The organism is candidate division KSB1 bacterium (genome assembly GCA_024655945.1).
Lineage (GTDB): Bacteria > Zhuqueibacterota > Zhuqueibacteria > JANLFK01 > Oleimicrobiaceae > Oleimicrobium.
The window spans coordinates 61,205-86,993 of record JANLFK010000010.1 but is presented as its reverse complement, the minus strand read 5'-3'; the positions used below and the strand labels follow the sequence as shown (position 1 = coordinate 86,993).

The following is a 25,789-nucleotide window of genomic DNA, read 5'->3' as shown; positions in this document are numbered from 1 at the left end:
GACTGGCCCATCGCACATGCACTCGTGGCTTCGCGCAGTGCTGTGCCTTGACGCCTGGAGTGTCTGCCCGAGTACTCTCATCGGCCATGCGATATAGCAGAAACGGCGCACAAATGCAACAGGCAGGTGCCGGAGGCCTCTCCGAGGTCAGCGCTTTGCAACAGCCGACAAGGCCGCCTCCACCTCTTCAAAGTACGAATCGGACAGGAACTTTGTCAGGCCGTGGGCGCGATAGAGAGACGCGACCTTGTGCACATAGTTCATCCTGTCTACCAGGACCTCGTCCACGAGGCCTTCGAGCAACTTTGCCAGATGCTGCGGATTCATCGGCAGCGCCGGCCCCACGAAGGCATAGGTGCGCAGTCCGGCCGCCTTGAGCGCCGCAAGCGCCTCCAGCCGCCGCACAAGGGGCGGCGCACAGGGCTCGAACAGCCGGCGCATGCGCTCGTCATCCGTGGTAACGGTCAGCCCCACCTCGCATTCTGCCAAGGAGCGGAGCACATCGATATCCCGCCTCACCAGCGGGGACTTGGTCAGGATCGACACGGGAAAAAGGCACGCCCGCAGGACCGCAAGGCAGGAACGCGTGAGTTGGTACTTCCGCTCCAGGGGCTGGTACGGGTCAGTGACCGTGCTCAGGCCGATTACCCCCGGCCTAAGCCGTGCCACATGGTTTGCCAGTTGCTGCGCCGCATTGATGCGCACATCTACGAAGCTCCCCCACGCCTCGGCATGCCCGGTATAGCCGCGCATGAATTCCGCATAGCAATACCGGCAGCCGTGGGCACAGCCCACGTAGGGGTTCAAGGCGTAGTCTATCCCTGGGATGCGCGATCGAGTCAGCGCGGCCCTGCAGCGAATCTCCCTGACGGCAAGGGTCGAGGCCGTCGGTCCGGCGCACTTGGTCTCCAGCACTCACTCCTCCTCTTCGGGAATGCGCGGGTGCTTCTGTTTTCGCGAATAGCACTTGCGGTCCCTGTGCACCACCGTCGGCTTGGGCATGGGTTTGCGGAGCTTCTTGTACAGCTCATCCACCTTGATGCGCGTGCTGACCTTTTTGCGTGCGGCCGCCATCTGCGTCCCTCTGGCCCGCGCGGCGTGCGCGGCCGATCCGGCTCGCAGGTGGCCGGCGATGAGCAGCTCCTTGGCCGTGCGCGACAGGCGCTTGAGTGCCCTTTCCCGGCGTCGCGCCTCTGCCAAGGAGGCGAACTCCTCGCAGTGCACCAACACCACTGGCCGCCGCGTGCGTGTGTAGCGCGCCCCCCCGCGCAGTTCCCCGTTATGGCGCCGCACGCGCCCCTCGACGTTCTTGGTGCAGCCCGTGTAGTACGAACCATCGCCGCAGCGCACAATGTAGACGTAGTGGCGGGTGGGCTGGCTCTGCAGCTTGCTTTCTGCGACTCGGCGCAAGCTACATCTGCTCCAAGAAGTGGTACCTGGTCACCCGTGCCACCACACCCGAGAGCAGCAAGAGCCCGACGAGATTGGGAAAGGCCATGATGGCATTGGCGGTGTCGCCCACGTACCACACGATGTTCAAGTACTTGCCGGTCATCAGGGCGCCGAAGAAGAGCAGAGTGATGTACACCAGGCGGTAGGGCATCTTCGACTTCACGCCCCAGATGTACTCGATGCACTGCTCGCCGTAGTAGGCCCAGCCGATCAGCGTGGTGTAGCCGAAGACAAAAGAGCCGATGGCCACAATCCAGCCCCCGAATGGGATGACCGAATTGAAGGCCATCGTGGTCAGCGCTGTGCTGGACAACCCGCCATTGGTCAGGTCATAGCCTATGCGTGCCGCAAGTTGCTGGGCGGCCGCCGGAAGCGTGGCCACAGCCTCTGGAGCCAGGCGCGTGCCTTCCCGCAGGAGCTCCACACCTGCGGCAGGGGTGAGCATCCACAGGCCGGTGACCACGATGGTGAGCGTCGTGATGGTGTTCACGAGCAGGGTGTCGATGAACACGCCCGTCATCGCCACCAGGCCGTTGTACGTGGGGTCCGGTGACTTGGCCGCGGCCTGGGCTATGGCTGCCGAGCCCAGGCCCGCCTCGTTGGACAGCACCCCGCGGCGCACACCGAGGCTGATAGCCTTCTGCACCGTCGTGCCGACCAACGCACCGCCTGCTGCCTGCAGGGAGAAAGCGGAGCGAAAGATGAGCACGAAGGCATCGTCGAGGGCTGTTGCTCTGCTGATGAGGATGACTGCCGCACCGCCCAGGTAGAAGAGAATCATGGTCGGCACCAGGCGCTCAGCAACCGCCCCAATGCGCTTGATGCCGCCAATGATGACCAACCCCACCAGCACGGTAATGGTCACCGCACTCACCATGGTCGGCACGTGGAATTGCGTCTTGAACGCCAGCGCCATGGAGTTGGACTGCATCATGTTGCCGGTGCCGAATAGGGCAGTGAAGGCACCACAGACCGCAAAGACCATCCCTAACACGCGCGCCAGCGGCTTCCACTTGATGCCGTAGCGGCAGTAGTACATGGGGCCGCCTGCCATGGAGCCATCTTCGGCCACCTTGCGATATTTCACCCCTAAGAAGCCTTCTGCGTACTTGGTGGCCATGCCGAACAGGGCGGACATCCACATCCAAAACGGCGCGCCAGGTCCGCCGGTGGCGATTGCCGTAGCCACGCCGGCAATGTTGCCGTTGCCCACGGTGGCGGCAAGCGCGGTCATCAGCGCCGCGAACGGCGAAATGTCACCCTGCTTGGAGTGGACGTCGCTCTTCTTGGAAGCGCCGCTGAAGGCGAATTTCAGGGACAAGAAGAACTTGCGCACCTGAATGCCGCGCGTCACTACGGTGAGCAGCACGCCGGTCCCCACCAAGAGGAGGATCATCCAGTTGCCCCACATAAAATCCGCCAGCATCTGCGAAGTGCGCAAAAGCTCCTCGAGAAAGGCTGTCATTGCGAGCTCCCTCTGGCTGAGTTGAGTCGTCTCCCTTGAGGCCTCAATGATAAGAAAAAATCGAGGCAATGTCAACATCTATTTGCGCAGGGTGGCGTTTGCTCTTGACTTTGTGCAGGGCTTGTTGTAGACTTGTACGTGTCCGCTTGTGGGGAAGCGTTTGTTGCCTTGAGGGAGACAGGTGATGGATATCGGAGAGGACATCCCCCGGCGATTGGTGAGCGTCAGCCTCGCGGAGGTCGACCTTGAGGACCTGTGGTACCAGGTCAGCTATGGGCCGGCGCCCCCCGCTTTGGCGGCATCCCTGCGCGCGGTGGGTCTGATCAATCCGCCGACCTTGCAGAGGCGGCAGGACGGCCGTTGGCGCGTGGTCGCAGGTTTCCGGCGGTGCGCCCTGCTCAAGGAGCAGGGGGCAACAACCATCTCTGCCTGGTGTGTGGAAGAAGCCGCCCCTGGGCTCGTGCTTTTCCTGTGGGCCTTGTGCGACAACCTTGGCGTCCGCGCCCTGAACGTCGTCGAGTGCGCCGTCGCGCTCCTGAAGCTGCGCATGCAGTTCAACGTGCCCGAGGCGGAGCTCAGCAGCCGCTACATGCCGCTCCTCAACCTGAGGGCGAGCCGCACGCTGTTGCAGCGCTATCTCTCTTTGGCCGCATTGCCCGAGCCGATGCGGCAGGGGCTGGCCGAGGACCGTCTCTCCCAGGAGGTGGCCCTCCGCCTCGTGGGAATGAGCCAGGCCGACGCATCGGCGCTGTTCGCGGTGATTTCGCAGCTGCGCCTGGGGAAAAACTATCAGCGCGACCTTGTCCGCCTGGCTGAGGATGTGGCGCGTAGGGAGTCGATTTCCATCCAGGAGGTGCTGTCCTCGCCGGAGGTGCAGGGGCTCTTGGGAAAGACCGACTGGAGCCCAGGGCAGAAGACGGAGAAGGTGCTGGCCTGGATGCGCCGACGGCGCTTTCCGCGTTTGGCGGAAGCAGAACGACGCTGCCATGAGCTGATGCGCAGGCTTCGCCTGCCCGGCAATGTACGCCTTTCTTCGCCAGCCAATTTCGAGGGCGCCGAATGGCAGTGCCAGGTGCGATTCGGCAGCAGTGAGGAGCTGCAGGCAGCGGCGCAGCGACTTCAGCAAATCGGCGAAAGCCCCACGCTGCGAGAAATGCTGCTTTTGCCTTGACAAAGCTCCGTGGAGAATCAAGAGTGGGCCACCGCCTATTTTTTCCTCAAAAGGTGTTCATCGAATGCTCGGTGGCCGAGGAGCCGCTGACCAAACGCCTGCTCGATCGGCTGCCGGAGGCGCAACACATCCTTCTGCCGGAGGAGAGAAGCCCGCTTCTCGAGTTGACCCAGGAGGAGGCTGCCCATAGCCTCCTCCTTGCGCGACAGCGAGGTCACTTCGCCAAGCCGTGTCCCGGCACCAAGGGCTACATCTGCTGCGGCTATTGGAACCTCAATGTTGCCATGGGGTGCAACATCGGCTGCCACTATTGCATCCTGCGGGGATACCTGAGCAGCCCGGTGCCGACCATCTACACCAACACTGCGGACATGTGGCAGGAGCTGGACCAGCTCCTTAGGCGGCGCTGGCCGGCGGTGGTGCGCATCGGCACGGGTGAACTGGCCGACAGCCTTGCCTTTGACCACCTCAGCGAACTGAACCGGGGGCTGGTCTGCTACTTTGCGGACAAGAGGCGCGCCCTGTTCGAGTTGAAGACCAAGACTGACACGATTGAGCCCCTGTTGGGCATTGAGCATGGCAGGCGCACGGTGCTTTCGTGGTCCTTGAACACCGCCCGCATGGTGGAGGCCCACGAGCCGAACAGCGCCCCATTGGCGCGGCGCTTAGAGGCAGCCCGCAAGGCGCAAGATGCTGGGTATCGGCTGGGCTTCCATTTCGATCCTCTCATCTGGCATGAGGGGTGGAAAGAGGAGTATGCGGCGGTGGTCCATCGCCTCTTCTCTTTTGCTCGACCAGAAAACATCGCCTGGATCAGTCTGGGTGCCCTGCGCTACCCCGCTCACCTGGACGAACTGATCCGCGAGCGCCACGGGCAAAGTGATCTCCCGCTGGGGGAGCTCCTTCCGGGCAAGGATGGCAAGTTGCGCTACTTCCGCGCGATCCGGGAAGAGATGTTCCGCTGGCTCTACCAGCGCATTCGCCTGCATGCACCGCATGTGGCGGTCTACCTGTGCATGGAAAGCGACGAGGTCTGGCGCCGTTCCTTTGGATGGTCGCCCGGGGATAGCGCAGGCCTGGCCCGTCTGCTCGATGAGCGCGTCCACCTCCCTTAGAGCAGCGCGCCAAAAACCCCGGCAGAGCGGCCTCGAGCTTTTTCCCCTCGGGCAGATGATTTCGCCCCGCGTGAATCCGCCTCCTGATGGCAAACGAGAATGTGCAAGTCGCGGCGCCGTGCCGTGTTAGGAGTCTTGTAGATGATTCTGCACCGATCTTGCGGTATGGCACTCAACACTTTGCAGGACCCGGGCATGGGAAGGCGGTGGTTGCTCGTTCCTTTCCCATTACTGGTTTGCCTGGCGCCTTCCTGCGGAGCGGAAAAAGTGGAAAGCACGTGGTTAGACCACGAGATCACGGTAGATGGCTCCGTCGCCGAATGGGAGAAGTTGCCGGTCGTCTACGTCGACGAGTGGCAGGGGGTGGCAGGTGTGGCGAACGACACCGCCAGCGTGTTCGTCATGCTTCGCGTTGGCAACCAACAGCTCGCGCGGAGGCTCCGTTTCGGCGGGCTGACGCTTTGGCTCGACCCGAAAGGCGGCAAGCAGAGGAAGCTTGGCATCTGTACGGGGGCCGCGCGCCACGCCGGTCACGGGAAGAAGCGTTTGGGCAACCGCCCCAAATGAGGCAACCCTCGCAAGAAGCGGATGGACGGGCTTTCATGCCGCCTGTCCACGTTACGTTGATCCGCAACCAGCAAGAAGTCCCACTTCAGGAAGGGGTGCCGCAGGGGCCGACGGCAGCGTCGCAGGAGCTGAACGGCGTCTGCTCCTTTGAGTTCCGCATTCCGCTGGATGAAGAGTTGAAACTGCGGGACGAGGAGGGCCTGGGACTGGAGGTCGGCGGGCATGGTGGTCAAACATGGGCAGGCGGTCCTCCCCATGGCGGCCGGGGACCATCAGGGGGAATGCGCTCGCCCCGTGGCCAGAGGCCGGAGGGCATGCCACGGCCAGGGGGCCAGCGTCAGTCTCCGGCACAGGCGCTGACGGTTTGGCTCAAAGTCCGCTTGGCGGGCCCGCCGACCGGGGAGTGAGCGCCCGCTCTGGCGCCGGCACGTGTGCAAGTGGCCGTGCAAGGCTGTTCGAGGTTGCCGCAGGACTTCTCCCGCCCCGCGCCTGAAGGTTTGGCCTGGCTCGCTTCGGCTGCACGTGCACCAGGGGCGCCTCGGCCCTGTAGTGCCATTCTGCGAGCCCTCACCGGAGGCCTTGTCGCCTGGGCCGGCGCATTTTGTCCAGCTTGCACTGCAGTGTGGTGCGTGGGACCTTGAGCAGGCGCGCCGCGCGACTGACGTTGTTCTGCGCAAGACGCATGGCTTTGGAGATGAGTTCGTACTCTTGCGCCCTGACAAAATCCGCAAGCGCCGGAAGTTCCTCGGCCGATGGCGAGACTGATGCGGCGCTCTGGCTTTCCGCTACTCCGGGAAGAAAAGTGTTGCCGAGCTCCAGCAAATTCACCCCCGGCGGCAGAGCCAACATCCGCTGCACGATGTTCTCGAATTCGCGCACGTTGCCCGGCCAGTCGTAGGCCATCAGTTGTTCCAACTGCGCGCGCGAGAGGGCAAAGTCCGCTTTGCCCTGGCCGTAGCGCTTGACGAAGTGGTCAAACAAGATCGGAATATCCTCGCGGTGGTCACGCAGGGGCGGCATGATGACCGTGATGATGTTCAGCCGGTAGTAGAGATCCTCGCGAAAGGATCCGGAGGCGACGAGCTGCGCCAAGTTCGCCTTGCTTGCGCAGACCAGGCGAAAGTCAATGGGAACAGGGTGCTCCCCGCCGAGGCGCTGGATTTCCCTCTCTTGCAGCACGCGCAACAACTTGACCTGCAGACGAAGCGGCAGATCGTCCACGTCGTCGATGAACAGGGTGCCCCCGCGGGATCGCTCGATGTAGCCGATATGGCGACGCAGGGCCCCGGTGAAAGCACCTTTCTCGTAGCCAAAAAGCTCGCTTTCTAACAGACCCTCCGGCAAGGCAGCGCAGTTGAGCGCAACGAAGGGGCCTTGTCGTCTTTCGCTTGCCCGGTGCAAAAAGCGGGCTGCCAGCTCTTTGCCCGTGCCGCTCTCTCCTTGGATGAGCACTGTGTAGTCGGTGGCGGCCACCGACCGCAAGATGTCCACCACCCTACGGATTGCAGCAGAGTTGCCAATGATCTCTCGCTCCTGGTAGCTGGTCATCCATTTCTTGAGTTGGATGTTCTCGCGCAGGAGCTCGTGCAGCTGGTGGATGTTCTTGAGCATCGCCAGGAGCTTGTCCGTGGAAAAAGGCTTGGTCAAGTAGTCGTAGGCGCCGAGCTTCAACGCATCCACAGCGCTTTCCACCGTGCCGTAGGCGGTGACGACAATCACCGCGCAGTCCTTGTTCTTCTGCTTTGCCGCTTTCAGGATCTCCATGCCGCTCAGGTCCGGTAGACGCAGGTCGGTGATGACCGCCTCGAAATGGTCCTCTTCGAGCCATTCCAAACCTTCATGGCCACTGTCGCAAGTGACCACTTCGTAGCCGGCCTTCTTCAGCGCCTCGCCGAGGGCAATGCGCGACACCTTCTCGTCTTCCACGAGCAGAACCTTCATGCGCCACCTCCAATGGGAAGCGTAACCTGAAACGTGGTGCCTACCCCTACCTTGCTCTGCACGCTGATAGTGCCGCCGTGTGCCTCCACAATGCCCAAGCTGACCGATAACCCCAGGCCCGTTCCTTGGCCTTCCTGCTTGGTGGTGAAGAAGGGGTCGAATATCTTGTCGAGATGTTCCTCTGCGATGCCACAACCGGTGTCGGCGATGACCATGCAGAGGTTCTGCCCGTCGGCTCGGTGTGTGCTGATGCGGATCTCGCCGCCATCCTGGATGCTGTCGAAGCTGTTGATGAGCATGTTCATCACCACTTGGCCGATAAGCTGCGGGTCGGCATGGATGCTCGGCAAGGAGGGATCCAGTTCCTTAATGACGGAGATGCCCCCTTTGTCGAGGCGGTACGAGATCAGAGCGAGCACCTCCTCGATGACTTCATTCAGGTTCATTTCCGTGCGTTGCTGCGCCCCCTGGCGTGAGAAGCTCAGCAACTTCTCCACCACCTTGGAAATGCGGTCGACGGCTTCATCGGCAAGGGAGAGGTACTTCGTGACTTCGGTGACGTTGCCCGGCTCCCTCTGCATGGCAAACAAGCAGCTCTTCAGGCCGTGCAGTGGGTTATTTATCTCATGCGCCACCCCAGCGGCCAAACGGCCTATGGAGGCGAGCTTTTCGGCTTGATAGACTTGCCTCTGCGCGTCCAAGAGCTGCTTGCGGGAGTGGACTAGCCGGCTCTTTAACATCTCGAAAGTCTCCACCAGCAGCCCCACCTCGTCATCTCCTGGCCGCAGGTTGCTGGGCTCGATGTGCTCCAGGTCCAGTCTCTGCATTTCGCTCACCAGGCGGCGCAGCGATTGGGTGAGGCGGTCGACGATCAGGTAGGTGGCAACCAAAAGTACGACGGCGAAACCTGCACCGAGGCCATAAAGGAGAAAGAAGAGCAGCTTCAGCTGCTGTCGGACTGGCTCTGCATCGAACGCCATCCTCATCCATCCCCATTGCCTGGTGTGAATGCGGAGCAGGAGGGTGGTCTCAAGAATCCAGCCGAGCTCTTTGGAACGATAGATGTGCACCAGGGGCTCTTTGACCTCAGACAGCTGGCGCAGCGTTTCCTCAGACAAGGCGCCGCTCCCCAGTCTGCTGCGGAAGATGGGCGTCCCGCGCTGGTCGTAGAGGACAAGGCTCTTGATGTCAGGATTCATGGACAGGAATCTGTGGATATGGTTGGCCAAAAACTCCTCATCGCGCATCGGCCTGCTCTCTTGGTAGATGAGGGCATCCAGCAGGGAGGCTGAGAACGTCTGGGCCACCGCCAAGGCTCTTTGCCGATGGGCATCCAGGATCAACGTCTTCCAGCGCAGCAGAACGCTGATGAAGACGACCATCATCAAGATGGACGTCAGTCCACCGAGGAAGAGGAGGATGCGCTTCTTGAGGCTCTTTGTCGGCCTCATGGTTCGTCCTCACCGGAAGGGAGCGCATGTTCGGCCCCGTCGTAAGCAGCCTCTTGCGCTCTGGTGAAGCCATGGGTGAACTCAGGGTCCCAATCCCGCATTAGTTGCCGATATTCAGTTTTGCGCGTATCCACCCTAAGGAGCGCCTCTTGGATCGCCAGGACAAGGGTGGAATCGAGGTCGTTTCTCACGATGAGCGGCGAGCCCGGTATCGGCGGAGAGGAGGCGACCACCCGGATGCCTTTGCCGAAGAACTCCTCCGCGACGCGATCCTTGACCACCCCTGCGTCGACCCTGCCACTGAGAATCTCGTAAATGACCGTGTGGTGGAAGTCGAAATGGCGCACTGCCGCAAGGTCAGTAGGGTGCAGGCCGTGCTTGGGCAGTTCGACGCGCAACAGCCAATTAGCGGAGAAAGACATGGGCGAAGGCAAAGCTAAGCTCTTGCCAGCCAGGTCGGCGACGCGCCGGATGGGGCTGTCGGCAAGGGTGACGAGGACGGAACGGAAATAGGGCTCATAGCGGCTATTCAGAGGGCTGAGCAGGCACCGAATCGGGTACTTGTGCCTGGCCTTGAGGTAGACAAAGGTGCCGACAAACGCCAGATGCACCTCACCGCGGGCCAGCTGCTGGATAGTCTCCTCGTAGGAGCCGCCCAGCTTCAAGACGAAATGGTAGGGGGTGACCTCGTTGAGATAGTCCACGATGGGCTGGTAGCCCTGATAGATGAGATTGGGCGCAAAACGCGAGACTACCCCGACGCGGATAGTGTCTCGTTTGGTGATGCTCTGCCGCGGCGCACCGGCGTGTCGCGGCGCGGTCCGCGTGCCAATGTCCATCACCACCGCGTAGAGGCCAAGAGAGATGGCCACGAACAGGCAGATGCTCACCGCCAGATAGGCAAATTTGCGCTTCATTGTAGCCCCCAAGCTAAGAAACGATATCTTGCAAGCGAAGGTGCCGTGCGTGCGGGCAAATGGTGCCACCGTCCTTGTGCAGCGCCACGGCGTGCATTGCCGCCGCGGGTGTTGTCTGACGTCGCCTTGCGCAGCAGTGGGCGGCTCCGAGACACCCGCTGCCTCTCAGACCAGCGGCGCTGCTTTGCAATGAAATGTACGCCTTTCACTTGGCAAATGCAAGGGCTTTGTCGAAATTGCGGCAGACTTTCCGCCGAAATTTCAACAGGTGACGACGGGCCATTCTTTTCGCCGGGGCTAACCTCTTGATTTCTCGCCTGCCCCATGTGGCACAGCCCTTGCGTACAGGGACTTCGGCTCACCGGGACGTTCACGGGCCCACGACAGCCTGTGGCTGCCAAAATCGGCACAGGCGAAATGGACTCTTTTGTGTGGCACCGGTTCCCTCCGCGAGCGATCGTACTGACAGGCGGTTGCTGCGCAATTGCCAAGGGCTGATCCAGGACTGCGCAGCGAGGCGCGCTGAGCAATGTGAGTGGCTACGTCGGCGGTGACAAAGGGGAAGTCCGGGAAATTCAGCTGGAGGAGAAGGAATGGCAGAGGTAAGACCGCGATTTGAGTTTCGTGCTTTTGCGCAGAACTTTGGACTTGTAGAGGAGAGGATGCGCACGCTGAGTCCGGTTGAGCAGATACGCGAGAGCCTTGAAATCTACATCGTCTCTGCGGAGAACAATGACAACAACACCAAGATCCGTGACCAGTTGATGGACATCAAGGTCCTTGTGCAGAAAAAGCTGGGCTTGGAGCAGTGGAACCCTCGCATGAAGGGGCAGTTCCCCATGTCTGCACAGGTCATTGGCGAGCAGGTGTTCCCGGCGTTTGGGGTAGCCACGCCCAAGTTTGACCGCGAGACCTATACTCTGTCGCAATTCCTCCAAGAGCTGATTCTCCCTCATCCTTCCCTAGTGGCAGTCCACGTCTTCAAGCGGCGGTTCGGCTTTACGATCAATGGCTGCATTGCCGAACTGGCCGAGGTGTATGTCAACGGAGCCAAAATCATGACCGCCAGCATAGAGTCCGAGCATGTGGAGGCCATTCTGCAGGCGAAGGAGATGGTGGGTCTGAACGGCTACGAGAACGTCAACTATCTGTTGGCCATCAAACGCATCATCGGCATGGCGCCGCTGCCTAATTCCTCAGTGTACCGCGTTCGTTTCTGAGGTCGGGCGGCGAAGAGAAAGGATTGGAGCATGGGCCGAGAGATTGAGCGCAAATTCCTGGTGAAAGGTCCCTTCAAGCACCTTGCGGAAAAGAAGACCCGCATTGTGCAGGGGTACCTCTCTTCGGTGCCAGAAAGGACGGTGCGCGTGCGCATCAAAGGCGACAAAGGGTACCTGACCATTAAAGGCATCGGTGGCGCCTCCGGAGCCAGCCGCTTCGAGTGGGAGCAAGAGATACCCGTCGACGTCGCCGAGGACCTCCTGAAGATCTGCGAACCCGGGGTCATCGACAAGTGCCGCTACGAGGTCAAGGTCGGGGGGAAGAAGTTTGAAGTCGACGAATTCTATGGCGACAACGAGGGCCTCATCCTGGCCGAAGTGGAGCTGGAATCCGAAGAGGAGAGGTTCGAGAAGCCCGACTGGTTAGGGGAAGAGGTGACCGGGGACGTACGTTACTACAATGCCATGCTCATGAAGAACCCCTACAAGAACTGGGCAAAAACTGGTGAGCGATGAGCGCCTTCGACCCCCTTGAGATGCGCAACTACCGCATCGACCGGTTGCCGAAAAGGGAAAAGACCTCCTTGGAGCGGTGGATCGCTCTGGCGGGTCCTTTTCTTGCCTTGGGAGCGTTTATCTCCATCGGTTACCTGGTGCGGCTTCCCTTCCTGCAGCACATCGATGGGGCGCAGCTGGTGTCCAACGCCGCCAAGAGGGCTTACCGCAACCTCGGGCCCGAGGCGTTTGTGCGCAGCAACCACCTGATGTTGGGCATCTTCTTGGCAGGGATAATCTTGTGGGCCACAGATGCCATCCCCAACTACTTGACCTCCCTGATTTTGATCGTCACGCTGGTGTTGACCAAGGTTCTCCCCGAGAAGGAGGCCTATGCGCAATTGGGCCACGAGGTGATGTGGCTGAATATCATGTCGTTTGTGTTGGCGAGCATGCTGGTATCGACCGGTGTTGCCAAGCGGTTTGCCTTGTGGTTCATCCTGCGCTTTGGGCGCAATCCCAGCTACATCTTTCTCAGCTTCCTCGTCATCAATCTTGTGCTCTCGGCGCTGGTGTCGGCCACCACTGCCAAGGCGGCCATTCTGTTGCCCATTTTCATGGTCATTGCGGCCATCTATGGCGCTCAGGGAGGGGAGAAGCGCAACAATTTCGGCCGGAGCATAGTGCTGCAGAACCTGTTTCAGAACTGCGTCGGCGCCCAGGCGTTCATGACTGGCTCGGCAGCCAATCTGCTGGCGGTGGCCATCATCGCTGGGGCTACCGGTGAGAAGATTTTCTTCTCCGATTGGTTGGTGGCCATGTTCCCGGTCACGGTCGTGATTTTGCTGGTTGGATTTGTGCTGGCCACAAAGGTTTTCTTCCCCTTGTCGCCGCAAGAGCGGGTGCCGCAGATAGAGGGGGGAATGGAGCGCCTGCGCGCCGAGTACCGCAGCCTCGGGCCAGTCTCACCACGAGAAATCCGGGCAGTGCTCATCCTGGTGGCTATCTTGGCCATGTGGGCGACGGACCGTCTGCACGGCATTAGTGCCACGGCGGTGGCCTTTGTGGGTGGCATCGTGGCGCTCCTTCCGGGCATTGGCATTGTGAAGTGGAACGAGGTGGACATCCCCTGGCACCTGATGCTCTTCTCTGCGGGCGCCTATGCCCTTGGCGCCGGACTGTCGATCACCGACCTGCCCTCGCTCCTAGTCAATGCCTTCTTCGACCATGTGGGGATCGGCCAAGGCACTCCCTACTGGTTGCTTTATGTCTTGCTGACGAGCGTGATGTTGTTCAGCGCGCTGCTCTTCCAGTCCAAGACGATGCGCGCCATGATTTTTGTGCCGCTTGCCATCGGTACTGCCTCCCGGTTCGGCTATCCCATAGTTAGTTTGGCTCTGCCCGTGGCTTTCTTGATCGAACACGTCTACGTCCTGCCGTTCAACAGCAAGCCGGCGTTGCTGCTCTATGAAACCGACCACTACAGCCTTGGCGAGGCTTTTCGTTACGGCTTTACCATGCTCATTGTCACATGGGTGATTACTTTGCTGGCCAGCGAGACGTGGTTCCGCTTGCTGGGAATCACGCCGCACGGTGTCTTTGGCATCTTCTAACTTGGCGAGCAGGTATGGGCATATTCTTTCGGCGCAGCAAAAGGCTCGAGGTGCAGATTGATGAGTACCTGGACCTCATCGTCAAAGGCGGATTGGTCTTCAGGGAGGGGGTAAAGTTCTACCTGAAAGGGCGATTGCCAGATTTCGAGTCGCACCTGGAGCAGTTGTCCGACATGGAAGACCTTGGGGACAGGCTGCGACGAGAGATCGAGACGAGTCTCTACTCGCACACCTTGATCCCCGAGTCCAGAGGCGACGTCCTTGGCTTGCTGGAAAACGCCGACAAGGTGCTCAACAGGATGGCCGAGACGTTGCTCCAGTTCTCCGTGGAAAGCCCGGATATCTGCGAGGAGTTCTCCCCCTTTTTTGTGGATCTTGCCGACTTTTCCATCTCGGCAGTTGAGGGGATGGTCAAGGCGATTCGCGCCTACTTCACTGACTTGACCTCGGTGCGGGACAACATAAACCAGGTGCAGTTCTACCGCAAAGAGACAAACAAGATGGCGGAGAAGTTGAAGCGGGAAGTCTTTGCGCACCAGTTGCGCCTCAGTCACAAGATTCACCTGCGATATTTCGCTTACCATGTGGAGCTGATCGCTGAGGAAGCGGAGGACGTCTGCGACAGGTTGTCCATCGCGACGATCAAGCGGTACGTATGAGCGAGTGCGCATGTTCTGGTTCTACCTGCTAAGTGGGCTCTTCTTGGGTTGGTCGCTTGGGGCCAACGATGCTGCCAATGTCTTCGGGACGGCAGTGGGCGCAAGGATGGTGCGTTTCAAGACGGCCGCTGTTATCTCCAGCGCCTTCGTCCTGCTCGGGGCGGTACTTAGTGGGGCAGGCACCACGGAGACGTTGGTGGCGCTCGGGGCCGTCAGCGCACCGGCTGCTTCTTTCACCTTGGCCCTGGTCGCCGGCCTAACCGTTTTCTGGATGACCAAGGCGACCTTGCCCGTGTCCACGACGCAGGCCATCGTCGGGGCCATCTTAGGGTGGAACATGTTCACCCATTCGCGCACCGATCCTGCGGTGCTCACCAAGATCGTCGCCACCTGGGTGTTATCGCCCGTTTTGGCGGGTGCATTCGCCGTGGTGCTGTACTTGCTTTTCAAGAGGGTGCTCAACAGGGCCCATATTCATCTGTTGCGCCTTGATGCCTACACAAGAGCGGGGCTCATCATAGTGGGGGCCTTTGGCGCGTACAGTTTAGGGGCGAACAACATTGCCAATGTCGTGGGGGTCTTTGTCCGTGCTTCCCCGTTCACCGACATCGGCATTGCGGGGTCTTTACACATCAGTGGCGCACAGCAGCTCTTTCTGCTGGGGAGCCTGGCGATTTCGTTCGGCATCTGCAGCTACTCGTTTCGCATGATGACGGCGGTGGGCAACGAGATCGTGAAGCTGACGCCCATTCTGGCCATGATCGCGGTGCTTGCGCATTCGCTGGTGCTTTTGGTCTTTGCTTCAAAGGGGCTGAAGACGCTCTTGACCAGTGTGGGGCTGCCGTCACTGCCACTGGTCCCGGTATCCAGCTCCCAAGCGATTGTCGGGGCTATCTGCGGGTTGGGGCTGCTCAAGAGCAGTCGTACGGTCAACTATCGGTACCTGGGCAAGATCGTGGTCGGCTGGGTGCTCACGCCGGTGGTTGCGGCCCTGTTGAGTTTCGTTGCCCTGTTTTTCGTGCAGAATGTCTTCCAGCAACCGGTGGTGCGGTAGCCGGGGCCGGGGCAATTCGGGAGGCGAACAGGTTCTCCGCCGGAGAGCGGAGGGGGCAGGCCCGGGCAAAGGCGGTCCCGCCGCAGGAGGGTTCGCCTGGCCTGTGCCCTGGTGCCAAGGGTGGGGGGGTCGTGCTCCAGAGAAGGGCAGCCCCTGTGGAGAAAGTGGCGGAAATGTTCGGCGTGGGGGGAGGGAGGGTTGACGAGTGCAGTAGGAGGCTTTTGGACTAATTGGGAGGGCTATGTCATGAAACAGCGATTCGCCGTTGTCGTGTTGCTGCTGCTGGGTACCGCGCTCGTCTTCGGCCAGGCCTCCAGGATTCCGGGAGGCGACTACTCGGTACCCCTGGGCGCAGAGGCCAGGAATGGCAGGATGGTGTTCCAGACCGCGGACGGTTCCTTCCGCTGGTGGTTCGACGCACGGCTGCAAATGGACGCGGCCTTTTACTTCAACAGCAAGAACCCCATGAGCGATGGCACCGTTTTCCGCAGGCTCACCTTCGCCATGAAGACGGTGCTCTGGAAGGACTGGGAGACTGAGTTAGACGTCGACTTTGCCGAGGCGGTCCTCGACCTGCGCGACATGTGGCTCAAGTACCGCGTGCCAGGCACTCATCTCTCTCTCCAGGTGGGGAATTTCAAGGAGCCTTTTGGGCTTGAGAGGCTCACCAGTTCGCTGCTGCTGACCTTTTTGGAGCGTTCCTCGGTCTCCAATGCCTTTCCCCTTGGCAGGAGAATGGGAGCCGCAGCACGGTACTGGACCAAGTACGGGCAGTTGACCGGTGCGATCATGGGACACGAGGCCGGCACGCGCATCGATAAAGGGACGCGCGACGAGGGCTACTCCACCAACGTGCGCCTCACTTTGGCTCCCATCAATCAGCACGGAAAGAATCTGCACATCGGAGGCGCCTTCGCCTACAAGATCCCAGATGCGGTGGCTGACCTGCCGGAGAACACCATCGAGATCAAGGCGCGGCACGAGACCTACGTGTCCGACCCCAAACTTCTGCACACCGGTGACCTTCGCGACGTGAACTACTACCTGCGCTCCGGCGTGGAACTGCTTGGCATCTACGGGCCGCTTTTCCTGCAGTCTGAGGCGATGTGGACCTCGGTGGAGCGCTGGTACAACAAGCCGCGCGTGGACATGAAAGGCGGCTACGCCTTCCTCACCTGGATGGTCACCGGCGAGACGCGCGACTACTACATCGACGAAGGTGAACCCGGCCCGGTGGAGATGCCGAAGCACTCGTGGGGAGCGTTGGAACTGGCGGCCCGCGCCAGCTTCCTTGACCTGAACGACCTGGGAGCAGGCATCCACGGCGGCTATTCCAAGCAGTTGATGCTGGGCGTCAACTACTACCCAAACAGAAACATTAAGCTGCAGTTCAACTACTCCGCGGTCGACTTGGACCAGTACGCCACGCGCAAAGGCAATATGCTGGGCGACGACGACCACTGGTTCATTCAGTTCCGCGTTCAGGCCGCGTTCTAAGCAAAGGAGGGTGCGCGATGCTGAGAAAGATGAAAGCGATCAGTGTGGGGATCGTGGCCGGCCTGCTCATTCTGGCCTGCTCGCGCGAGGCCCCGCCCATTCAAGGCCCCGAGCCTCCCCCGCCAGAGGCCACCTATGTGGTGATGAACGAAATCTACTCCCGTGGCACCGCCGATGCCCCAGATTGGATTGAGCTTTTCAATCCCTTCGACTCGGCGGTGAATATCAGCGGGTACCGCATCTACGACAGCGGGGGAAAGGGCGGCGCCAAGCCCAAGAAGACCATTCCCCAAGGTGTCACCGTTCCGGCTGGTGGTTTCTATGTGGTCGTGACCGACAACACAGGCGATCCTTCGGACTTTGGCCTGTCCAGCGCCGGTGAGGAAGTGTGGCTGGAGGACAGCACCGGCACCGTTGTCGACCACGTCGCCTTCCCAGCCATGGACGTCACACAGTCGTACTCGCGGATACCCGATGGCGGTCCTAACTGGCAGCTTGCCACGATTACCCGCGGCGGGCCAAACCAGCCGTGACGGCATCCTGCCGAGGGAGGGCCACTGGCGACGGAGAGGCGGCATTGAGCTTTCTACAGTCAGCCGGTGCGTTGGCAAAGAGGCTTGCAGTCCAGGTGCTCCTCGCGGGCGTGGTGCTCGGTGGGTGCACGCGCAAAGCACCCATTGGGCTCCCGCAGGCTGAGCTGCCGACGTTGCAACCGGTGGCGACCTACTTCATCACTCCGGCGATTGCGGAGGCCTCCGGCATCTGTTACCGCAAGGTGAGTAATTCGCTGCTAGTGGTATCCGATGACCGGCCGGAGGTCTTTGAAATAGACCTCACGGGCAGGGTCATCAGAAGCATACCGACCACCTGCGTGGACCTCGAGGGAGTGGCAGTCGCCGCCGATGGCGATACGGTCTATGTTGTTCAGGAGTGCCCCCAGCTCCTTACCGCCGTGCGCTGGGACGGAACGGAACTGTTTTCCTTGTCCGTACGCGTGGCCACTGCGGAGAATCACGCTCTGGAAGGGGTGACTCTGGACAAGTCAGGCAACCTGTACGTGGTGAACGAAAAGGACCCGCGTATGCTGCTCCAGTATCGCGGGCCGGCCGAAATGGCACGCGTCGAAATCACGGCATTTGCCGACCTTTCGGATGTCTGTTACGACGAGGCAGAAGACTGCCTATGGATCATCAGCGACGAGTCGCTCAAAATCGGCAAGTTCAGCCGGGACGGCGTGCTGCTGGGGGAGTGGTTCATACCGTTTTCCAAAGGGGAGGGGATCGCTGTTGTTGGGCGCACCCTGTACGTGGTGCAGGACGGCGAGTCAAAGCTTTATGTCTTTGACAAGCCGTAAGATGCCCCAGCTCCGTGCACGCTGCAGCGCGGAGTTGGCTCACAGAAAAAGTGTAATGCAAAGGAGGCGGACATGAAAAAGCTTAGCTACGGTGCGGCGCTCGTGGTTGCCGCATGGCTGTTGGCAGGAGCTCTTTACGCGCAATCGACGATTCTCCTCAACGAGGTGTACTCTCGTGGCACCAACGAGAATCCCGATTGGATTGAGCTCTACAATGCCGGCACGCAGCCGGTCGATATCGCCGGTTTCAAGATCTTCGACAACGGAGGCAAGGCGGGCACCAAGCCGAAGAAGGAGTTTCCGGCCGGCACCGTGCTCCAACCCCTAGGCGTGTACGTGGTGGTCACTGAGGACGGCACGGCGAGCGCTTTCGGTCTTTCCAGCAGTGGCGAGACCGTATGGCTGGAGGACGCGACCGGTGCGGTGATCGACACGGTGGCCTTCCCTGCGCTGGCCACCGCGGAATCGTACGGCAGGTACCCGGACGGTGGCGGGTGGCGAATACTGAAGCGCGTCACGCGCGGCTCGCTCAACGGCGTCCTGCGGATGAACGAGATTTACTCCCGCGGAACCACCTCTGACCCGGACTGGATCGAAGTCTACAACGCGTCTCTGGACACCGTGGACATCTCCGGCTACAAGATTTACGACAACGCTGGCCAGGCAGGAACCAAGCCGAAGAAACTCTTCCCTGGAGGCACGGTGCTTCCGCCGAATGGGTTCGTTGTCATCGTCACCGACAACACTGGCGACGCCGCCGACTTTGGCTTGTCAAGCAACGGTGAGTGGGTATGGCTTGAGGACACTGCCGGCGTGGTGATAGACTCGGTGGCCTTTCCCGCGATGGACGTCGCCCAATCGTACAGCCGTGTCCCTGATGGCGGGCCCTGGCAGCTGGTGTCGGTCATCACGCGGGGCAGTAGCAACGGCTCGCCGGTGCGCGTCGCTGAACAGCCGGCCGTACTGGGTACCTATCATCTGAGCCAGAACTACCCCAATCCTTTCAACCCGACCACCTACGTGGAGCTCTACTTGCCCCACAACACGCACGTCAGCATGGTCATCCTCAATGTGATCGGGCAGAAGGTCAAAGAGGTTGTCGACGCACCTTTGGCCGCCGGGAGTCACCGGATCGTGGTAGATGGGAGTGATCTCCCTTCTGGCGTGTACCTGTACAGGCTGCAGGCCGGGGACTTTACGGGGACGCGTCGCATGGTGCTTCTCAAGTAGCAAAGGGCACCCTCCTGCCCTTGGTGCTACGGCCCCCTGTTTCGAGAAAGGCCGCGGGCAAAACCGCCTGCGGCCTTTTTGTTGGCGCTCAGGGACCGAGTCGGGCGAGCTTTGTCTGCCTTCCCGTCGTGTGGCCGCACGCGCGAGTGGGGGACATCTGCGACTTTGGCAGGCGTTGGGTAAAGCCGTATTAGCAGCAGAACCTTGTCGACTAAACTCCCGGAGGTTGGTGAAATCACTTGCCTCGGCGGGCACCATTGATAGGTTCCAGGTAACGCCTCATGGTTCTCGAGGTATCAGGTTGTAGGTCGCTTCCAGGCCAGTGGGAGCCTCCCGCGGAGCAGGGAGGTAGACCAGGCAGACGGAAACTGAGCCCCATGCATTCTGCCAGGAAAAATCGCTTCAGCGCCACGGAGGAGAAAGGCAGAGGTCGAGCCACAAAGTGGTGATGTCGTTAGGGTTGTTCGGGGCTTGTGCAGGCACTGCAGGGCATGAAAGGCCGTTCACAGGGTAGACAGCTCGACCTTGTTGTTTCACGAGGGCTGGCCACGCCTCGTGAGGCCATGAGTCTAGAGGTGAGTGAGCCACCACTGGCCGGCAGCTGCCGCAACGGAAGCCTTCCCGATCCTGGCCGGGCGTCAGCTCAATGTGTATGGTCAGAGCCTTGAGGTCACCAGTGACGCTTGCGACAAAATGATACTTGATTCCCCAAGTCTACTTTACCAGCTTTTCAATCGGCATGAGAGACCTTTTCGTAGCTCAGGGTACTGTGAAAGGCCCCAAAAGTTACGAATATCTCTCATGCCTTTCAAGTAGTTACCTCACGCATATGCTGCACAAATTCTAGAGAGGAGCCGAAGAGTAGTAAACTGGACTTTGACAATCAAGAATTATCTTGTCGCAAGCGCGACTGACGACCGGAAGGGTCTGAGCATTCACCTTGATTTCGTCCTCGGCCAACATTGGGAATGTACCCGGTGCGGGACCGTCTGTCCCGTGGAAGCAAGGGGAGAGCTCGCTGTCGTAGCCGCTCATTTGGCGCTGGCCGAATGGGCACGGTTGCTGGCCATGGGCAGAGTGGCCCATCTGTTTGGCGTCTCCTGGCAGGCGGTCTATGCGGCAGTCAGGCGCGTGGTAGCCTATGGCCTGTCCTGCCGTGACAAGACAGAGGCCTTCATCGTCGGCATTGATGAGATCAGCCGCAGGAGGCGACATGTCTATCACACGCAGGTTTATGACCTCATAAAGAGGACCCTTTTGGCCAGCGTGCCGGGTCAGATGGAGTCCCAACTCCGCCCGATGCAAGAGTTCGCCTCCCTGCTCAGGAGGCATCGCGATGGGGTGCTGGCTCACTTTGAGCTTCCCATTGACAACGGCCTTGTGGAGGCAATGAATGCCAGTGCCAAGGCGATCAGCATGAGGGCAGGGGGCTATCGATCCCCAGTGTTCTTTTCTACCCTGTTGCTCCACTGTCTCGGTGGCCTCAAGATGCCCACATTCGTGCACAGATTCGCGTGAGGAGCAATAACAAACTCTAGGATCCCTTGTCCAATTCCCCTTTGCTCTAGATCGCTTCCTCTTCCTCTAGGGCTTCATATGTCATTTCATAGCCATCGGCATAATACGCCCATTTGCAATCGTCCCAAACTGCAGCCACTGGGCACCTGCACACCCCCCGGCCCACGATTGAGCACATGGGCATAGACCATCGTAACCTTGATGTGGCCATAACCAAGAAGTGCTTGCACCGTACCGACATCGCAACCGCTTTCGAACAAGTGAGTGGCAAAGGAGGGCCGAAAGAACTTGGTTCTGCCTCGAGGCGCTGACCTTCTCGTCGACCGCCAATTGGGTGCGAAAGGCGTTGGTCTCTGGTTCCGCCATCTCCGCCGGATGAGGCACGTGGTGGAAAAAGCTGAACCGCTTGACCCACATTCTGTGTGCCTGCTCCGTCCGGCGAGAGTAGTGGCGGGGCGAAGAGGCGCTACGCAGTTCGTCGAGGAGCCTTGCACGGCTGCCAGCAGCCAAGCCGGGCGCTTGTGGGGCCAACGGTTGCATGGTACTCGTCCCGGCGGCGACGTACGATAACCTGTGGCAGGCAATATAATAAACCCATGACCGACTGTCAGGCGTTTTGTTACCATTGTCTGGAGGAGTTCAGGCCGAATCCACTGGCCCCCTTCGCCCCGCACGGGCGACGGCTGGCTCCACGGCATCCCCCTTTTTCGGCTTGACATTTTGGCAGAAGTAGGGTATATTTAACCGGAAAGATGACAGAGGGTGAGACCATGAGCCGCTTCGAATTAGTGACTGACCTTGAACCCAAGGGCGATCAGCCTAAGGCCATCGCCGAGCTGACCGAGGGCATCCTGCGCGGCCAGCGCTTCCAGACTCTGCTGGGGGTCACCGGCAGCGGCAAGACTTTTACCATGGCGCACGTCATCGCCAACGTGGATCGACCCACCCTGGTCATCTCCCACAACAAGACCCTGGCTGCCCAGCTCTACGGCGAATTCAAGGGCTTCTTCCCGCACGACGCCGTCGAGTATTTCATCAGCTATTACGACTACTACCAGCCGGAAGCCTACGTGCCGCAGACGGACACCTACATCGAGAAGGACACCTCCATCAACGAGGAGATCGACCGCCTCCGCCTGAAAGCCACCAGCTCGCTCCTGTCCCGGCGCGATGTCATCATCGTCGCCTCGGTCTCCTGTATCTACGGCCTGGGGAGTCCGGAGGACTGGCAGGCGTTGCTGGTCTTTGTGGAGCGCGGCCAAAGAATCGACCGCGACGAGCTCCTTTCTCGGCTGGTGGACATCCATTATACACGCAACGATATCGCCTTCAGTCGGGGCACCTTTCGCGTGCGAGGGGACGTGGTGGAGCTCATCCCCGCCTACGAGGAAGACGCGCTGCGCATCGAGATGTTCGGCGACGAAATCGAGGCCATCTACGGCGTGGATGTGCTCACGGGCGAAATCAAGGCGGAACTGGAGCGCACGGCTATTTATCCCGCCAAGCATTATGTGACCACTTTCCCGAAGTTGGAGCAGGCGATCAAAAGCATCGAGGCCGAGCTCCAGGAGCGGCTGGAGTACTTTCGGGCGCACGACAAGCTCTTGGAGGCACAGCGCCTGGAAATGCGCACCCGTTATGACTTGGAGATGTTGCGGGAACTGGGCTACTGTCCAGGCATCGAGAACTATTCGCGCCACCTCTCCGGCAGGGGGCCTGGCGAACGGCCGTACACCCTTTTGGACTATTTCCCCAAGGACTTTATCGTTTTCATCGACGAGTCGCACGTGACCATTCCGCAGATCCAGGGCATGTACCACGGGGACCGATCGCGCAAGGAGACCCTGGTGGAGTATGGATTCCGTCTGCCCTCGGCTTTGGACAACCGCCCGCTGCGCTTTGACGAGTTCGAGTCGCTTCTCAACCAGGCGGTGTTCGTTTCGGCCACCCCTGCGGAGTATGAACTCGAAAAGTGCCAGGGGGTGGTGGTCGAGCAGATTATCCGCCCCACGGGGCTGGTGGACCCGGAGATCGTGGTCAAGCCCATCAAGGGGCAGATCGACGACTTGGTCAAAGAGATTCGCGAGCGGGTAGCGCGCAACGAGCGCACGTTGGTCACCACGCTGACCAAGCGCATGGCCGAGGACCTCACCGACTACTTGGCTGGCCTGGACATTCGCGTGCGCTACTTGCATTCGGAGATCGACGCTTTAGATCGGGTGGAGATCCTGCGCGACCTTCGCCTGGCAGAGTTCGATGTGCTGGTGGGCATCAACCTGCTGCGCGAGGGGCTGGATTTGCCGGAGGTCAGTCTCATCGCGGTGCTGGACGCCGACAAGGAGGGCTTCCTGCGCTCTGAGCGCTCGCTCATTCAAGTGGCGGGCAGGGCCGCGCGCAACGCCGCCGGCAGAGTCATCTTCTACGCCGACCAGATGACTTCCTCCATGCAGCGGGCCATTGAGGAGACAAACCGTCGCCGCCTCATGCAGCAGCAGTACAACGAAGAGCACGGCATCACCCCGACGACAATCTACAAGTCAGTTGAAGACGTGCTCGGGGCCACACGCGTGGCCGACGCCAAAGGGAGCAAGTGGGCGCGCGCTGCCGAGCGCACGCAATCGCTGGCGGCGCGCTGGCGACGGATGACTCCCGTGGAGCGCGAGCAACTCATCGCGCAGCTGGAGGCGGAGATGATGGAAGCCGCCCGACGCTTGGAATTCGAACGGGCGGCCGAACTGCGCGACCAGATCGACGCGCTGCAGGGGAGGAGCAGGAAGCTCAAAGTGCAATTCTAAGCACCTGGGGATATCATTCCATTGCGGTCAAACGGAAGAGGAAGATGAAGGTACTGGTGGTCGGCGGTGGAGGAAGAGAGCACGCCTTGGTCTGGAAGCTCGCGCAGAGCCCCCAGGTGCGCAAGCTCTATTGTGCGCCTGGCAATGCAGGCATCGCCCAGATAGCTGAATGCGTGGACATTGCCCCCACGGACATCCGCCGCCTGCTGGACTTTGCCAAGAAGCAGCGCATCGCCCTTACGGTCGTGGGACCTGAGGCACCCTTAGTGCTGGGGATCGTCGACGAGTTCGCGAAAAAGGGGCTGCGCATCTTCGGGCCGACTGCTGCGGCAGCTGCTCTGGAGGGCAGCAAGGCCTTTGCCAAGGAATTTGCCCATCGCCATGGCATCCCTACCGCAGCTTTTGCCATTTTCCGCGATCCACAGACCGCCTGGCAGTACATAGAACGCCACCCCTTGCCTTTAGTGATAAAGGCGGACGGCCTTGCTGCCGGCAAAGGGGCCATCGTCTGCGAGACGCTGGAGCAGGCGCGCGCAGCCTTGCACACCATCATGGTGCAGCGGGCTTTTGGGCCGGCCGGCGACGTGGTGGTCATCGAGGAGTTTCTCCAGGGGGAGGAGGCCTCGCTACTCGTGCTCACAGACGGCGACACCTACCGTTGCCTGGCTCCGGCCCAGGACCACAAGCGCATATTTGACGGCGATCAGGGGCCCAACACCGGCGGCATGGGGGCCTATGCCCCCGCGCCGGTGGTGGATGCTAAGCAGCTCCGCCGCATCGAAGAGGAGCTGGTGCGGCCGACCATCCAGGGAATGCGACAGGAAGGTCACCCCTACGGCGGTGTCCTCTACTTGGGGCTCATGCTCACCGCTGCGGGGCCACGTTTGGTGGAGTACAACTGCCGGTTCGGTGACCCGGAGACGCAGGCCGTGCTGCCGCTTCTGGAAGGCGACTTGGCGGCGCTCATGAATGCAACGATCGAGGGGACGCTGGCAAAAGAGACCTTTGCCCAAAACAAGGCTGCGGCCGTGTGCGTGGTTGTCGCCTCCGCAGGGTACCCAGGTGCCTATGACAAAGGCAAGCCTATCTCCGGCCTGGACCACGAGTTTCCGGACAACGTGCTCCTCTTCCATGCCGGCACGAAGAGGAACAACGGCCAGGTGGTCACTGACGGCGGCCGCGTGTTAGGCGTCACGGCCGTGAGCGACAGCATCCCCCAGGCCATCCGCGACGCTTACGCGGCAGTCAAGCAGATAACTTTTGATGGCGCCTACTACCGCAAGGATATTGGGGCACGCGCTTTGGAACACCTGCGACGCAGACAGCTGGGAAAGGGACACGATTGATGAGGATACTGGTAACCGGAGGCGCAGGTTTCATCGGCAGTCACGTAGTTGATGCGTACATTGCTGAGGGACATGAGGTCACCGTGGTGGACAACCTCTCCACTGGGCGCCGCGAGAACATCAACCCGAAGGCGCGCTTCTGGCAAGTGGACATTCGGGAAGCGCAGCTTGGCGCCGTTTTCGCAGAAGGGCACTTCGACCTGGTGAACCACCACGCGGCGCAAATGGACGTGCGCCGCTCGGTAGATGACCCCATCTACGACGCGCAGGTGAACGTGTTGGGCACCATCAACCTCCTGCAGAGTTGCAAGCGGCACGGCGTGCGGGCTTTCATCTTCGCTTCCACCGGGGGGGCCGTCTACGGCGAGCAGCAGACCTTCCCTGCGGACGAAGAGCATCCCACCTGGCCGGCTTGTCCCTACGGCATCACTAAATTGGCCTGCGAGAAGTACATCCACTTCTACGCCACCACCTATGGCATGCGCTACTGCATCCTCAGGTATGCCAACGTGTACGGGCCGCGCCAGAACCCCTTTGGCGAAGCAGGGGTAGTCGCCATCTTCACCAGCCGCCTGCTGGCCGGCAAGGAAGCGGTCATCCATGGAGACGGCAAACAGACGCGGGACTATGTGTACGTGGGCGATGTGGTGCGCGCCAACCTGCTCGCTTTGCGGAGTTCGGCAAACAGTTACGTGAACATTGGCACCGGCATCGAGACCGACGTCAACACCATTTTCGCCAAGCTCAATGCGCTGTGTGGGGCGCGGCAAAAGGAGGTGCACGATGCCCCGAAAGAGGGGGAACAACGACGCAGCGTGCTCAATGTCGCCAAGGCAAAGGTGATCTTGGGCTGGGAGCCAGAGGTCAGCCTGGACGATGGACTGGCGCGGACGGTGGCGTGGTTCCGGGCGCAGGCAGAGGGGTGACCC

At 60.6% G+C, this 25,789-nt stretch carries 21 protein-coding genes and 3 pseudogenes; 16 read left to right on the top strand and 8 right to left on the bottom strand.

Features of this window, described 5'->3' with window-relative positions; translation table 11 throughout:
- Positions 1-147: 147 nt before the first annotated feature.
- From NUW13_12215 to NUW13_12205, 3 genes and pseudogenes are all read right to left on the bottom strand, one after another.
- Positions 148-915 (bottom strand): radical SAM protein, encoded by a 768-nt coding sequence (locus NUW13_12215; protein MCR4439782.1) that lies wholly within the window; start codon positions 913-915, stop codon positions 148-150.
- A gap of 210 nt (positions 916-1,125) precedes the next feature.
- Positions 1,126-1,386 (bottom strand): annotated as a pseudogene (locus tag NUW13_12210) (GIY-YIG nuclease family protein).
- A 25-nt stretch (positions 1,387-1,411) separates the two neighbouring features.
- Entirely contained in the window at positions 1,412-2,917 is a 1,506-nt protein-coding gene (locus NUW13_12205) for an amino acid carrier protein (protein MCR4439781.1), read from the bottom strand.
- Between the two features lie 184 nt (positions 2,918-3,101).
- Here NUW13_12205 and NUW13_12200 point away from each other — a divergent pair, with 184 nt between their 5' ends.
- The 3 genes from NUW13_12200 to NUW13_12190 all read left to right on the top strand — a co-directional run bounded on the left by NUW13_12200 (position 3,102) and on the right by NUW13_12190 (position 5,770).
- Positions 3,102-4,088 (top strand): ParB N-terminal domain-containing protein, encoded by a 987-nt coding sequence (locus NUW13_12200; protein MCR4439780.1) that lies wholly within the window; start codon positions 3,102-3,104, stop codon positions 4,086-4,088.
- Positions 4,089-4,111: 23 nt separating this feature from the next.
- Positions 4,112-5,203: a DNA photolyase gene (locus NUW13_12195; protein ID MCR4439779.1), complete on the top strand. Its 1,092-nt coding sequence runs from the start codon at positions 4,112-4,114 to the stop codon at positions 5,201-5,203.
- A 267-nt stretch (positions 5,204-5,470) separates the two neighbouring features.
- A complete protein-coding gene (locus NUW13_12190; protein ID MCR4439778.1) occupies positions 5,471-5,770 on the top strand; it encodes a hypothetical protein in 300 nt (99 codons plus the stop codon).
- A gap of 567 nt (positions 5,771-6,337) precedes the next feature.
- On the opposite strand, the gene NUW13_12185 is transcribed toward NUW13_12190, so the two are convergent.
- From NUW13_12185 to NUW13_12175, 3 genes are read right to left on the bottom strand one after another with little or no spacing between them, the layout of a single operon-like run.
- Positions 6,338-7,711 (bottom strand): sigma-54 dependent transcriptional regulator, encoded by a 1,374-nt coding sequence (locus tag NUW13_12185; protein MCR4439777.1) that lies wholly within the window; start codon positions 7,709-7,711, stop codon positions 6,338-6,340.
- Positions 7,708-9,162: an ATP-binding protein gene (locus tag NUW13_12180; GenBank protein MCR4439776.1), complete on the bottom strand. Its 1,455-nt coding sequence runs from the start codon at positions 9,160-9,162 to the stop codon at positions 7,708-7,710. Before NUW13_12180 ends, NUW13_12185 begins: the two co-directional genes overlap by 4 nt.
- Positions 9,159-10,079 carry a PhnD/SsuA/transferrin family substrate-binding protein gene (locus NUW13_12175; protein ID MCR4439775.1) on the bottom strand — a complete coding sequence of 307 codons (921 nt, stop codon included), beginning with the start codon at positions 10,077-10,079 and terminating at the stop codon, positions 9,159-9,161. The genes NUW13_12180 and NUW13_12175 overlap by 4 nt, the downstream gene beginning before the upstream one ends.
- Positions 10,080-10,672: 593 nt before the next feature.
- Between NUW13_12175 and NUW13_12170 the strand changes: the two genes are divergently transcribed.
- The 10 genes from NUW13_12170 (at position 10,673) to NUW13_12125 (ending at position 20,719) form a co-directional block, all read left to right on the top strand.
- Entirely contained in the window at positions 10,673-11,299 is a 627-nt protein-coding gene (locus NUW13_12170) for a hypothetical protein (protein MCR4439774.1), read from the top strand.
- 30 nt (positions 11,300-11,329) lie between these two features.
- Positions 11,330-11,815, top strand: a complete 486-nt coding sequence (locus NUW13_12165) for a CYTH domain-containing protein (protein MCR4439773.1) — start codon at positions 11,330-11,332, stop codon at positions 11,813-11,815.
- Positions 11,812-13,407 carry a DASS family sodium-coupled anion symporter gene (locus NUW13_12160; protein MCR4439772.1) on the top strand — a complete coding sequence of 532 codons (1,596 nt, stop codon included), beginning with the start codon at positions 11,812-11,814 and terminating at the stop codon, positions 13,405-13,407. The genes NUW13_12165 and NUW13_12160 overlap by 4 nt, the downstream gene beginning before the upstream one ends.
- Before the next feature lie 14 nt (positions 13,408-13,421).
- Positions 13,422-14,066: a DUF47 family protein gene (locus NUW13_12155; GenBank protein ID MCR4439771.1), complete on the top strand. Its 645-nt coding sequence runs from the start codon at positions 13,422-13,424 to the stop codon at positions 14,064-14,066.
- A 10-nt stretch (positions 14,067-14,076) separates the two neighbouring features.
- Positions 14,077-15,120, top strand: a complete 1,044-nt coding sequence (locus NUW13_12150) for an inorganic phosphate transporter (protein MCR4439770.1) — start codon at positions 14,077-14,079, stop codon at positions 15,118-15,120.
- Positions 15,121-15,366: 246 nt separating this feature from the next.
- Positions 15,367-16,617, top strand: coding sequence for a porin (locus tag NUW13_12145; protein MCR4439769.1), 1,251 nt, complete (start codon positions 15,367-15,369; stop codon positions 16,615-16,617).
- 17 nt (positions 16,618-16,634) lie between these two features.
- Positions 16,635-17,150, top strand: coding sequence for a lamin tail domain-containing protein (locus NUW13_12140; GenBank protein MCR4439768.1), 516 nt, complete (start codon positions 16,635-16,637; stop codon positions 17,148-17,150).
- Positions 17,151-17,194: 44 nt separating this feature from the next.
- The gene (locus NUW13_12135) at positions 17,195-17,971 is read left to right on the top strand and encodes an SdiA-regulated domain-containing protein (protein ID MCR4439767.1); all 777 of its coding nucleotides are present in this window, start codon (positions 17,195-17,197) and stop codon (positions 17,969-17,971) included.
- A 72-nt stretch (positions 17,972-18,043) separates the two neighbouring features.
- On the top strand, positions 18,044-19,201 hold the full coding sequence (locus NUW13_12130) for a lamin tail domain-containing protein (protein ID MCR4439766.1): 1,158 nt from the start codon (positions 18,044-18,046) through the stop codon (positions 19,199-19,201).
- A 996-nt stretch (positions 19,202-20,197) separates the two neighbouring features.
- Positions 20,198-20,719 (top strand): transposase, encoded by a 522-nt coding sequence (locus tag NUW13_12125; protein MCR4439765.1) that lies wholly within the window; start codon positions 20,198-20,200, stop codon positions 20,717-20,719.
- An 86-nt stretch (positions 20,720-20,805) separates the two neighbouring features.
- On the opposite strand, the pseudogene NUW13_12120 reads toward NUW13_12125, so the two are convergent.
- Positions 20,806-21,003 (bottom strand): annotated as a pseudogene (locus NUW13_12120) (tyrosine-type recombinase/integrase).
- Between the two features lie 46 nt (positions 21,004-21,049).
- A pseudogene (locus NUW13_12115) lies at positions 21,050-21,259 on the bottom strand (integron integrase).
- Between the two features lie 230 nt (positions 21,260-21,489).
- Between NUW13_12115 and uvrB the strand changes: the two are divergent.
- Genes uvrB through NUW13_12100 form a run of 3 tightly spaced genes read left to right on the top strand, consistent with a single transcriptional unit; the run spans position 21,490 to position 25,786 of the window.
- Positions 21,490-23,514 (top strand): excinuclease ABC subunit UvrB, encoded by a 2,025-nt coding sequence (gene uvrB, locus NUW13_12110; protein MCR4439764.1) that lies wholly within the window; start codon positions 21,490-21,492, stop codon positions 23,512-23,514.
- A 44-nt stretch (positions 23,515-23,558) separates the two neighbouring features.
- On the top strand, positions 23,559-24,860 hold the full coding sequence (purD, locus tag NUW13_12105) for a phosphoribosylamine--glycine ligase (GenBank protein ID MCR4439763.1): 1,302 nt from the start codon (positions 23,559-23,561) through the stop codon (positions 24,858-24,860).
- Positions 24,860-25,786, top strand: a complete 927-nt coding sequence (locus tag NUW13_12100) for an NAD-dependent epimerase/dehydratase family protein (protein MCR4439762.1) — start codon at positions 24,860-24,862, stop codon at positions 25,784-25,786. The genes purD and NUW13_12100 overlap by 1 nt, the downstream gene beginning before the upstream one ends.
- The last annotated feature ends 3 nt before the right edge of the window (positions 25,787-25,789 follow it).